Origin of the sequence: Microbispora sp. H10836, from assembly GCF_012999525.1 — a bacterium.
Lineage (GTDB): Bacteria > Actinomycetota > Actinomycetes > Streptosporangiales > Streptosporangiaceae > Microbispora.
This window is the reverse complement of record NZ_JABBWU010000012.1, coordinates 273,843-284,403: the sequence shown is the minus strand read 5'-3', so window position 1 is coordinate 284,403 and position 10,561 is coordinate 273,843. Positions and strand designations below refer to the sequence as shown.

The window sequence follows — 10,561 nt, the reverse complement described above, 5'->3', positions numbered from 1 at the left end:
AGCCATCGTGTGGTGTCCTCCGCGAGAACCTTTGGTCGGGAACTCGCTGACCGTCACACGATGGCTCGCCCCGTGTCCGGGGCTTGCATCAACAGCTTGGAGTTACACCACCCGAGGGGACGTCACCAACGTCCGTCTACCTCGTTGAACGCGACACCGACCTGACTCGCTGATCGGCTCCCACGGGGAAGGCTTTCCGTCAGCTCTCCCTTCGCACCGCGCCGCTGTTCATCTCGGGAAGATCGGGGATCTCGCCGAGTTCGCGCAGTCCCTCGGAAGGCCCGGACGAAGCGATGGCATAGCGGCCCAGGAAATTCACGTGGGCGTGGCCCAGCGGGCTGAGCCGGGCGACTGCACGCGGTGATCAGCCACGTTCCTCGGTGAGCCAGGGTGAGGAACGAACCCTGGATCGTCGATCGCCCCCAACCATGTGCGGCGTCCAGCCATGCAGTGGCGATCGTCGGGCTGCATCTGTGCGGCGGCGCGGCAACCCCGGTCGGCGCGTTCGGGAAGTGCGGCGAGGCCGGCGTGCGGTGCCCGACCCGGTGTCCCGCCGCCGTCCGGGACCGGCCCGCAGGCCGCACGCCCGGACGGCGGGCGGGATTGAACAGGTCTTCCCTGCCGACTGGGTTCGTCGCCTGCGGGAGGACCTCGGCGGCGCTTGAGCGGAGTCGCCGGCTTGTAGCGTGTAGCGACTCGCTCCTTGGCAGTGGCCATCCTCCGCGGTACCGGCGCGGAAATCCCGCAGTCTCCACCGTTACTACCTGTACGTCCCTGGGCCAGCCATGGACCCGCAGCGGCGGCGAGAACGCCTGCGTGAGCCCGTTGCTGTACTCCACTGCTGTACGGAGATCAAAAAGGCCCTCCGGATATATCCGAAGGGCCTCTGATCTGGGCGCGGCCGAGAGGACTCGAACCCCTAACCTTCTGATCCGTAGTCAGATGCTCTATCCATTGAGCTACGGCCGCTTTGCTGCCTGTTCACCTGCGGTGCCCGGCAACGGGCTTAACTCTACCAGACCCCTCACCCCTGCTTGCGCCAATAAATCGCTCCGCCCCCGGTCAAGCCGCCCCCGTACCATTGAAGCCCTACCGAGGGCGCGAGGGGTCACTCCTGGGGAACGAAGAGCGTGAGCGTGTCGGCGACACAGGCCGGCCTGTCGACCCCCTCGACCTCGATCGTGACGCGCAGGTTCACGAGGGTGCCCGAGGGGGTGCCCTTGACGTCGGCGATCTCGGCCCCGGCCCGTACGCGGGACCCGACGGGGACCGGCCGGGGGAAGCGCACCTTGTTGAGCCCGTAGTTGATCGCCATGCGCAGGCCGTCGACCCGATACAACTCGCTCACCAGCGACGGCAGCAGCGAGAGCGTGAGGTACCCGTGCCCGATGGTGCCGCCGAACGGGCCGTCCTTCGCCCGCTCCGGGTCCACGTGGATCCACTGGTGGTCGTCCGTCGCGTCGGCGAAGAGATCCACCCTCTCCTGACTGATCTCCCGCCAGTCGCTGTATCCGAGATGCTCGCCCTTGGCCGCCTTGAGTTCGGCGAGATTCGCGAAGATCCGCATGATCGCACCCTACGCAAGCGCGCCGGCGCTCGGCGGGAATCGGGGGACTCGGGGCCCGGCGCCGCTCACACTGGTTCCATCGGGGACCTGGCGAGCCATGTCACGATCAGCAACAAACACATCTCCCTCAGTGACGGGCCGCTCGTGACCTGCGGGGTATCAGCACACCGCCGGAACACACCCCGGCGTGGAGGAGACGTGGACGAGCAGCCCGGCCCACCCGGCAAGCGATATCGGCTTCGCGGCCTCGTCGCGGTCGTGGTCGCGGGTCTCGTCTGCTGGGCGCTCATCATCCTGCTGCTGGTCAAGCTGTTCGGGTGAGCCCGCGGGCAGGGGGATGTGCCGGCCGGAGACCCGCCCCGGCCGGCACCGGTCGTCACTCGCCGCTCTGGATGGTCTCGACCAGGTTGAGGTGCTCCTGGACCACCGGCTTGGCGGCCCGGGCCAGGTTCTTCACTTCCTCCGAAGTTCCGCTCGACACCTGCTCGTCCAGGGCGAGCAGGGTCTTGCGGTGGTCCCTGACCTGTGCGTCGATCCAGGCGCGGTCGAACGCGGCACCGCTCTTGGCCGCGAGCCGGCGCAGCTCGGCCTGCTGCTTCTCGCTCGGCTGGTTCGGCAGGTTGACATTCAGCTTCTCGGCCACCCGCTTGAGCTGGGCGTCGAGGGAGGTGTGGTCCTCCACGAACTTCCTGCCGGCGTCCTTGACCGACTGCTTGGCGGCCTGCCGCTCGGCGGTCTGCCCGCCCTGGATCTCCGTGAGGTTGTCCTGATGCGCAGCGACCAGGAACGCCTTGTCCTTGTCGCTGACACCCGGCGGCGCCGCGTAGCCCGCGGTGACCCCTGACAGTGCGGCGGCCATGGCCGCGACCAGGACGATGAGCCATCTCAGCATGAGATCCCCCGATCCTTCACCGGACGGCCGAGCGCCGGCTGATCGGCTTCGACCATCCGGGCATGACGCTTCACATGCCTCATACCCATCAGCCGCGCCCGCGGTACGGCTCAACGCGTCACGGGCCGGTAGCCCCGCACGTAGTCGACCACGAACTCCTTGGGGTACGGCCCCACCCGGTCCGGCCCCTCGGCGTCGGGAAACTCGTAGATCCCGAGCATGAGCTGCATCGGATAGTCCGGGGACTGCCGGATGGTCTTGACGTGCCGGCCGTCCAGGAGGAACGTCACCCGGTCCGGGGTCCACTCGGCCGCGTACACGTGGAACTCCCGTGCGTCGATGGGGAGGACCTCGGCGGCGAAGTCGTCGCTGATCGCGGGGTCGCCGAACGGGTGGACGCCCATGCCGACCGCCGCCGCGTCCGGCCGTACGTCACGCCCGAAGATCTCACAGACGCAGATCTCCGCGGACCGCTCGGGCGCGTCCTCGAAACCGATCATCCACAGCGCGACCATGGCGCGCGGATCGTCGCCGGCCCTGGCGCGCATCTCGATCAGGCCGTAGTGGGGGGTGTAGAGCCGGGCCTCCTCCTGCGCTTCGCGGACGACGGCCCGGCCCCGCCCGTGCTGACCGACGCCGCTGCCCACCGGCCCGGAGAACACGCCCGTCTGCAGTGAGGACACGCGCATCCGGCCCTCCGTCTCCGGCGACCACGGCGGCTGGTCCTCCTCGATCAGCAGACGCAGGCAGCCGTCGCCCACGCGGTATCGGGCCGCGGAGGCGGCGCGTGTGGTCCATTGGGGCAGGTAGCGCGGGATCCAGCGGCTCTCGTCGAGCGCGCTGCCCTCGAAGGTGTCCTCGAACTCCAGCACATAGCCGGCCTTCGTGACCGGGTCCGGCGCGTACGTTCTGTCCACGGCTTCGCTCATACGGCAATCCTGGCGCGACTCATGGGGGACCGAGGCTCACACCGGGGCATACGGGAGAAGACGGCGAAAGTTCACTGCGCCGACCTTGGTCCGGCCCGGTTTCGAGGTGATGCTGGCGAGTGTCTGTCCCCTCGCCCCCACAAGGAGGTCTCGTGCAGACTCCCCGACGCTTCCGGCCGTCCTGGGCGGTACGGCTCACCGTCGTGATCACCGCCGTCGTGTCCCTCACCGGAGTGACCGGCGCCGTCACCGCCAACGCGTCGGTCTACGGCTCCTGCTCGATCTCCCGCTGCGCCGACGCCCGCTCGGCGAACGCGATCTGGGCCGGGAAGGGGTATCCCACCAGTAGCGGCTGGTACTCCTGGCCCGACGGCAAGTACAACTACACCGGCGGCCGCTTCTACAACCGGGAGGGCCAGCTGCCCGGCGGCGCCACCTACTACGAGTACGACGTCTACTCCCGAGCACGCGGCGCCGCGCGTGACGCGTACCGGATCGTCGTCAACCGCAGCACGGGCGTGACCTGGTTCTCGCCCAACCACTACACCGACTTCTACCGGCTCTAGGACCTGTCATGGCCTCCGCCGCACGCCCGCTGCCTCCGTGGCTCACGGTGACCACCGACCCGGCCCCGGCGGTCGTCGACGGCCGGGCCTGCCGGACCCGTGCCGCCTTCTTCGAGGAGGTGGCACGGGTTCTGCGCCTCCCCGCGTACTTCGGCCGCAACTGGGACGCCCTCACCGACGCCCTGCGCGACATCGGGCCGGCCCGTCTGGTCGTGGGGCACGCCGAGGAACTGCTCGACGCCGAGCCTCCTGGGCAGTTCGCCACGCTGCTGGCCGTCCTGGCCGGCGCCGCCGAGTCCGGGCTGACCCTGACGCTCCACGCCGACCCCGGTCACGAGCCCCTGCTCCGCCGCCGGGTGATCGACGCCCTGCCCTGATCGCCCGTACGACTCGGCGGGGATCTGCGCCGGCACCGGTCGGCGACTGGGCGAGGGCGGAGCGAACGGCGCACTCAAGTGGGGCTGCTCCTGCGGAGACGACTGCCCTTCCGCGGGACCCGGCTCCATCATGACGTCCCCTCATCCCAGAACCGGGGGGCTTTCCGGAGAAAAGGCCCGAAACGATTTTCTGTGCCATCAGGACGAAGCCAAGAGGATCCGCCTGTACCGCTTCAAGAGGCGTCGTACGTGCTCGACCCGCGGGTCGGCCGCATCCTGCCCTCTATATTCGTGACTTCACCGTACGGAGAGGGCGTTCGGCGGTTTCAGCACAGAACCGTTTTGTCATACTTTCCGAAGATTCCCTCGTACGCGAAGATTTTGCTTGTGCCCTTGCTCATGACGTAACAAGGGCTGTCCCCTCCCTGTTTCACGATGACCTTCACGGACATCGTGCCGCCGCACTTGTTCTGGAGATACACGTCGAATCCGTTCGGCGTGCCGTACACAGTGCGGTTGACACACGCGGGCGCGATGGTGCCCGTCGCGCCACTCGTACCCGCCTGAGCGGCGGACGGGGAAAGAGAGACCAGCGGCACGGCGAATGTCACCGCCAGCGCCAGGACCGTGATCCGACTGCGCGTGATCATTTGCCTCCTTCCTTCCAGGGAATGGGGGACTTGCCCGAGTCATCCGAATTTCGTCAGCCTGCCACTTATGTCCCGGCTTTTACTGCATCGCCACGACTTCAGCCAAGAGAGGCGGTGGTCCGAATCGATATTGACGAAAGTATTCTCTTTTTTTGAAGGAAACCAAAGGCTGCAAGGAGTGTCAACTCCTGCAAATGGCAATGTGTCGTCAGGTCCGGAATGCCCTGCAGCGGCCATGCGGGTGCGGGCCGTACATGCCGTGGTCGCTGCTCAGGCGGGCCGGCCGGACACCGCGCGGCCGCTCCACCGTCGCGGCCCTGCCGTCACCAGGGCACGGGCCCGAACCGGTCGACGAACCGGCCCGTTCCGCCGTCCGGTCCCTCGGTCGCGAGCGTCACGATCGCGTCGGTGCCCTCCGCCACGGTCTGGGTGCCGCTGTGCCCGTTCAGGTCGGTCGCGGTGTAGCCGGGGTCGGCGGCGTTGACCCGGATGCCGGGCAGCGCCTTCGCGTACTGCGTCGTGAGCATGGTCACCGCTGACTTCGAGGACGTGTAGAGCGGCCCCACGACCTTGGACTCCACCCGGCCGGGGTCGTGGGTCAGCGCGAACGACCCCGTGCCGCTGCTGACGTTGACGATCGCCGGGTGCTCCGACCGCCGCAGCAGGGGCAGGAAGGCGCTCGTCACGCGGACGATGCCCACGACGTTCGTCTGGTAGACCTCGAGGGCGTGGTCCGCGGTCAGCTCCTCGGCGGGCACGTGCGGGCCGAGGATCCCGGCGTTGTTGATCAGTACGTCGACGCGGCCCTCGTGCGCGGCTACGTCGGCCGCGGCGGCGGCGGCGGACGCGTCGTCGGCGACGTCGATCCGCACGAAACGTGCGCCGAGCTTGCCGGCCGCCACCTGTCCGCGCTCGGGATCCCGGGCGCCCATGATGACGGTGTGGCCGAGGTCGATGAGGCGGCGGGCGGTCTCGAACCCGAGGCCCTTGTTGGCCCCGGTGATGAAGGTGATCGTCATGGCTCAAAGCTTCGCCGGGCCGGGCGCGGACAACCAGGGAGAGCGCTCCGGTAGGACAGGCAGTACCACCCTGGCGTTCCGTGGCCCACGCAGAATGGGCATGTGACCACAGACGAGACGAGCCTGGGCTCGACGATCCGCGCGTGGCGCGACCGGCTCTCCCCCGCGGCGGTCGGCCTGCCCGCGGGCCGCGTACGCCGTGCGGCCGGGCTGCGCCGCGAGGAGCTCGCCGACCTCGCGGGCGTCTCGGTGGACTACGTCGTACGGCTGGAGCAGGGCCGGGCCACCACGCCGTCGGCGCAGGTCGCCGCAGCGCTGGCACGGGCGCTCCAGCTCAGCCGCGCCGAGCGCGACCACCTCTACCGGCTCGCCGGGCTGCAACCGCCCCGGGACGGCGTGATCAGCGACCACATCCCGCCCGGGATGCAGCGGGTGCTCGCCCGGCTCGGGGACGCGCCGGTCGCCGTGTTCGCCGCCGACTGGCGGCTGCTGTGGTGGAACCGCGGCTGGGCGGCGCTCCTCGGCGACCCCTCCGTGGTCCCGCCGGAGGAGCGGAACCTGGTGCGTTCGCGCTTCCCGGCGGCGTCCGATCGCACGCGCCTGGCGGCCTGGCCCGTCGTGTCCGAGAACGCGGACGCGACCGACCGGGCGATCGTCGCCGACCTGCGGCGCGCGTCCGGCCGCTACCCGGAGGACGCGCGCCTGAGCGAGCTGATCCGCCGGACTCTGCGCGGGAACCCCCGCTTCGCCGAGCTGTGGCACTCCGGCGCCGTCGGCGGCCACGCGGAGGATCGCAAGACGATCCGGCATCCGGCGGTGGGGGACGTCACCGTCGACTGCGACGTGCTCTGCGACTCCGACACCGACCTGAAGATCGTCGTCTACACGGCCGTTCCCGGCAGCGAGGACGAGACCAAGCTCGATCTCGTCCGCGTCACCGGTGTCACGGCCCCGGCTCGCTGAGCCGGTGCGGCGTTCAGTTCGCGCCGCGTACGAGCTCGGGACGGAACGCGATGATGAGGCCGAGCGTGGTGTAGCCCACGAGCAGGTGGGCCGCGCCGACGACGTCCGACACGGACGTGCCGAGGATCGCCATGGTCGGGAGGGTGACGACCACCCAGCTCTCGGCGACGAGCGGCCAGAAGCGGGCCGCCCCGCGCCACCGCCCGGCGACGGCGACCTTGACGCCGATCACGAACATGCCCAGCATCGACAGCGGCCAGAACGCGTCGAGGATCCCCAGCCAGACGCTGTCCCGTTCGGCGGGCAGGAAGGCGTGGAAGACGCTCCACACCATCGCCAGAGCCAGCAGCACCCGCTCGACCTGCAGCATGGCGCGGGCCACGCGGCTCACCCCGGTCGCCCTCGTACGGACCATGATCGCGAGGAGGGACATGGCGCCGAACTGGAACGCCAGGCTGCCCAGGTCTGTGATCTTGATTCCCGTCTCGGTGGCGGGGTTGAAGCCATAGAGGAAGCTGACGGCGGACCAGGCCAGTGCGCCGATGGAAAGGCCCAGCGCCAGCCGTCGTACGGTCGTCTCGGCGAGCGGCGCGGACGAGGACGCGCCGGCGGCGTGGGTGCTGGGCTGGGCGTGAACGGTCATGGTCGTTCCTTCTACGGAGGGTGTCTCGATGGCGGCGGTCGCCGCGGCAACGAGGACGATCCTCACGAAGCACCGGCCCAGGTCGTCAGGGCATCGCGTCCCGATTCCCGACATCTCTCGCGTCCCACGACACATGGGACGCGCGTCCTAGGGACATCGGACACCTGCTGAGGCACACTTTCCTGGTGCAGATTGGGACGGTTCGTCGGTTTTCGCGCCTGAGCCTCGGGCCTGTGCTCCTCGCGATCGCCGTGACCGCCACACCGGTGGCGGCGCTGATCGACCTGCGGGTGCCGCAGGCCCATCGCGCCGTGCTCGAGCTGCAGCCGGGCGGAGTCGACTCGATAGCGGGTGTCGCACTCGCCGCGGCCGGCATGGTGGTGCTCCGCCGGTATCCGCGCCACACCCTCGGCCGCCTGATGTCGGCCTTCGGCGCCTGGTGGGCACTGGACGGGGTGGCGTCGTCGTGGCTCGCGTACGCCACCACGCACCATCCCGCGCTCCCGGGGGCGTCCGCGGCCTTCGTCGTCTACCAGCGGCTCGGAGCGGGCCTGGTGCTGCTGCTCCCCCTGGTGCTGCTGCTGTTCCCGGACGGGAAGCTGCCCTCCGGGTGGTGGCGGGGCGCCTCGCTGCTCAGCCTGGGGCTCACGAGCCTGCTCCCGCTGGCCCTGCTCGCGGCGCCGTCCGCCATCGCCCAGGCCACCTCGGAGTCGTCCCCGTTGCCCGCGCCGCTACGCGAGCTGAACCTCGAGGCGCTCTACCTCCCGCTGCCGGACGCCGTCTGGACCGGTGTGCTGCTGGTGGCTCAGCTGGGCCTCCCGCTGAGCCTGATCGCCCCCTTCGTCGTGGTGGTGCGGCGCTACCGCACGCTGACCGGCGCCGGCCGCGCCCGGATGCGCTGGCTGCTGTGGGCGGCCGTGGTCGACCTCCTGGTCATGCTGACGTTCCGGCTGCTGCCCAACTGGTTCGGCGCCGCCGGCCTGACCGTCGCCGTGCTCCTCACGGCAGGGTCGGTCGCGATCGGGATCGTGCGCCCCGACCTCGTCGACGTGGACCGGCTGCTCGGCGGGACGCTGGTCTACGGCCTCCTGCTCGCCCTGACGTTCGTCCTCGACCTGCTGGTCCTCGGCGGTGCGGGCCGGCTGCTCGGGCCGCGCCTCAACGAGGGGGAGCGGCTGGTCATCGCCGTCTTCGCGGTCGCCATCCTGTACGCCCAGCTCCGGCACCGGCTGTGGCGCCTGGTGCGCCGCTGGATCATCGGGGATCGGGACGACCCCTACCACGTGATGTCCGGGCTCGCCGAGCGGCTGGAGCGGACCGACGACTCGGAGGCGCAACTCGTCACGCTGGCCCGTACGGTGGCCCAGGCCTTCCGTACGCCCTACGTGGGCGTGGAGATCACCCAGGTCAGCGGCGAAGTGCTGCTCGTCGAGGACGGCGAGCGTCCCGCCGAGACGCAGGCGCTCCCCATCACCTATCGGGGCGAGCGCATCGGGCGGCTGCTGCTGCCGCGCCGGGCCGCCCGCCGCCGGCTCACCGCCGGCGACGAACGACTGCTGGCCGACCTGATCCGTCAGGCCGCCGCGGCGGCCCGTGCCGTACGCCTCGCGGAGGAGCTGCAGCGCAGCCGTGAGGGCATCGTCTCCGCCGTCGAGGACGAGCGGCGCCGCCTGCGCCGCGAACTCCACGACGGCCTCGGCCCCGCCCTGGCGGCGGTCGCGTCCCGGATCGACACCGCCCGGATCACCGCCCGCCGTTCGGACGAGGACGCGGACCGGATCCTCGGCACGGCCCGTCAGGAGCTCACCGGGATGCTCGCCGAGGTACGGCGGCTGGTGCACGGCCTGCGCCCGCCCGCGCTCGACGACGTCGGCCTGGTCGGCGCGATCCGCCAGCAGGCGGAGCGGCTGCGCGCCCCGGGCCTGACCGTCCGGGTGGAGGAGCGGGGCGACCTCACCGGTCTGCCGGCCGCCGTGGAGGTGGCGGCGTACCGGATCGCGTCGGAGGCGATCACCAATGTGGTGCGGCACGCGAAGGCCGGCGAATGCGTGGTGTCGCTGATCCGCGACGTCGACGGCGGGCACCTCGACGTGGTGGTCGTCGACGACGGAGTCGGCCTCGCCCCGGAGACGGTCGCCGGGGTGGGACTGGTGTCGTTGCGCGAACGGGCCGCCGAACTCGGCGGGTCGTGCACCGTGACCGCCGCGGAGCCGGCCGGTACGCGGGTGCGGGCGCGCCTGCCCGTCACGTCGCCCGGGCGGACGCCCGTGCTCGCTACTGCAGGAGAGGTGGCAGATGACCGGTAAGCGGCCGGTGAGGGTCCTCGTGGTGGACGACCACCCGGTGTTCCGCGAAGGCTTCGCGGCACTGCTGAGCAGCATCGACGAGGTCGAGGTCGCGGGGACGGCCTCGACCGGCGTCGAGGCTTTGCGACAGGCCGCCGAGCGGGAACCCGACGTGGTGGTCATGGACGTGCAGATGCCGGACATGGACGGCATCGAGGCCACCCGTCGCATTCTCGAGAAGCACCCGGAGATCGGCATCGTGGTGCTCACGATGTCCGAGGAGGACGGCACCATCTTCGACGCGCTCCGTGCCGGTGCCCGCGGTTATCTGCTGAAGGGCGCCGAGCCGGACGAGGTCGTCCGCGCGATCACCACGGTGGCGGGCGGCGGCGTCGTGTTCGGCGCGGTCCTGGCCTCGCGCATCGCCGGCTTCCTCGCCCCGAGGCCTCAGGCCGGTGGCGGCACGCCGTTCCCGGCCCTGACCGCCCGGGAACACGAGGTGCTCGACCTGGTGGCCGCCGGCCTGTCGAACGGCCAAATCGCCGCGCGGCTCTTCCTGTCCCAGAAGACCGTACGCAACCACGTGCACGCGGTGCTCACCAAGCTCCAGGCCGCCGACCGGGCGGAGGCGATCATCCGCGCCCGGGACGCCGGCCTCGGCCGCTGACCG

The 10,561-nt window shown here is 70.5% G+C and carries 12 protein-coding genes and 1 tRNA gene; 6 read left to right on the top strand and 7 right to left on the bottom strand.

Going from position 1 to position 10,561, the window contains the following annotated elements:
• Window positions 1-896: 896 nt before the first annotated feature.
• Both HHX30_RS23310 and HHX30_RS23305 read right to left on the bottom strand, forming a co-directional pair.
• A tRNA-Arg gene (locus HHX30_RS23310) sits at window positions 897-969 on the bottom strand.
• A gap of 139 nt (window positions 970-1,108) precedes the next feature.
• Window positions 1,109-1,567, bottom strand: coding sequence for a MaoC family dehydratase (locus HHX30_RS23305; RefSeq protein WP_169984078.1), 459 nt, complete (start codon window positions 1,565-1,567; stop codon window positions 1,109-1,111).
• A gap of 198 nt (window positions 1,568-1,765) precedes the next feature.
• Between HHX30_RS23305 and HHX30_RS42800 the strand changes: the two genes are divergently transcribed.
• Entirely contained in the window at window positions 1,766-1,888 is a 123-nt protein-coding gene (locus HHX30_RS42800) for a hypothetical protein (protein ID WP_259400651.1), read from the top strand.
• A gap of 55 nt (window positions 1,889-1,943) precedes the next feature.
• On the opposite strand, the gene HHX30_RS23300 is transcribed toward HHX30_RS42800, so the two are convergent.
• Both HHX30_RS23300 and HHX30_RS23295 read right to left on the bottom strand, forming a co-directional pair.
• Window positions 1,944-2,459, bottom strand: coding sequence for a DUF4142 domain-containing protein (locus tag HHX30_RS23300; protein ID WP_169984077.1), 516 nt, complete (start codon window positions 2,457-2,459; stop codon window positions 1,944-1,946).
• Window positions 2,460-2,569: 110 nt separating this feature from the next.
• Complete coding sequence (locus HHX30_RS23295; protein WP_169984076.1) at window positions 2,570-3,388, bottom strand: glycoside hydrolase family 16 protein; 819 nt, start codon at window positions 3,386-3,388, stop codon at window positions 2,570-2,572.
• A gap of 152 nt (window positions 3,389-3,540) precedes the next feature.
• On the opposite strand from HHX30_RS23295, the gene HHX30_RS43360 reads away from it, so the two are divergent.
• Window positions 3,541-3,954: a ribonuclease domain-containing protein gene (locus HHX30_RS43360; protein WP_169984075.1), complete on the top strand. Its 414-nt coding sequence runs from the start codon at window positions 3,541-3,543 to the stop codon at window positions 3,952-3,954.
• An 8-nt stretch (window positions 3,955-3,962) separates the two neighbouring features.
• The gene (locus HHX30_RS23285) at window positions 3,963-4,331 is read left to right on the top strand and encodes a barstar family protein (protein WP_169984074.1); all 369 of its coding nucleotides are present in this window, start codon (window positions 3,963-3,965) and stop codon (window positions 4,329-4,331) included.
• A 326-nt stretch (window positions 4,332-4,657) separates the two neighbouring features.
• Here the strand turns inward: HHX30_RS23285 and HHX30_RS23280 are convergent, their stop codons facing one another.
• The gene (locus tag HHX30_RS23280; protein ID WP_169984073.1) at window positions 4,658-4,981 is read right to left on the bottom strand and encodes a beta-Ig-H3/fasciclin; all 324 of its coding nucleotides are present in this window, start codon (window positions 4,979-4,981) and stop codon (window positions 4,658-4,660) included.
• A gap of 323 nt (window positions 4,982-5,304) precedes the next feature.
• Window positions 5,305-6,000 carry an SDR family NAD(P)-dependent oxidoreductase gene (locus HHX30_RS23275; RefSeq protein WP_169984072.1) on the bottom strand — a complete coding sequence of 232 codons (696 nt, stop codon included), beginning with the start codon at window positions 5,998-6,000 and terminating at the stop codon, window positions 5,305-5,307.
• 102 nt (window positions 6,001-6,102) lie between these two features.
• Between HHX30_RS23275 and HHX30_RS23270 the strand changes: the two genes are divergently transcribed.
• The gene (locus HHX30_RS23270; protein WP_169984071.1) at window positions 6,103-6,963 is read left to right on the top strand and encodes a helix-turn-helix domain-containing protein; all 861 of its coding nucleotides are present in this window, start codon (window positions 6,103-6,105) and stop codon (window positions 6,961-6,963) included.
• Window positions 6,964-6,976: 13 nt separating this feature from the next.
• Here HHX30_RS23270 and HHX30_RS23265 read toward each other — a convergent pair whose 3' ends face one another.
• Window positions 6,977-7,606 carry a hypothetical protein gene (locus HHX30_RS23265; RefSeq protein WP_169984070.1) on the bottom strand — a complete coding sequence of 210 codons (630 nt, stop codon included), beginning with the start codon at window positions 7,604-7,606 and terminating at the stop codon, window positions 6,977-6,979.
• A 233-nt stretch (window positions 7,607-7,839) separates the two neighbouring features.
• On the opposite strand from HHX30_RS23265, the gene HHX30_RS43355 reads away from it, so the two are divergent.
• On the top strand, window positions 7,840-9,912 hold the full coding sequence (locus HHX30_RS43355) for a histidine kinase (protein ID WP_169984069.1): 2,073 nt from the start codon (window positions 7,840-7,842) through the stop codon (window positions 9,910-9,912).
• Window positions 9,902-10,558, top strand: coding sequence for a response regulator transcription factor (locus tag HHX30_RS23255; protein WP_169984068.1), 657 nt, complete (start codon window positions 9,902-9,904; stop codon window positions 10,556-10,558). Before HHX30_RS43355 ends, HHX30_RS23255 begins: the two co-directional genes overlap by 11 nt.
• Window positions 10,559-10,561: the final 3 nt, after the last annotated feature.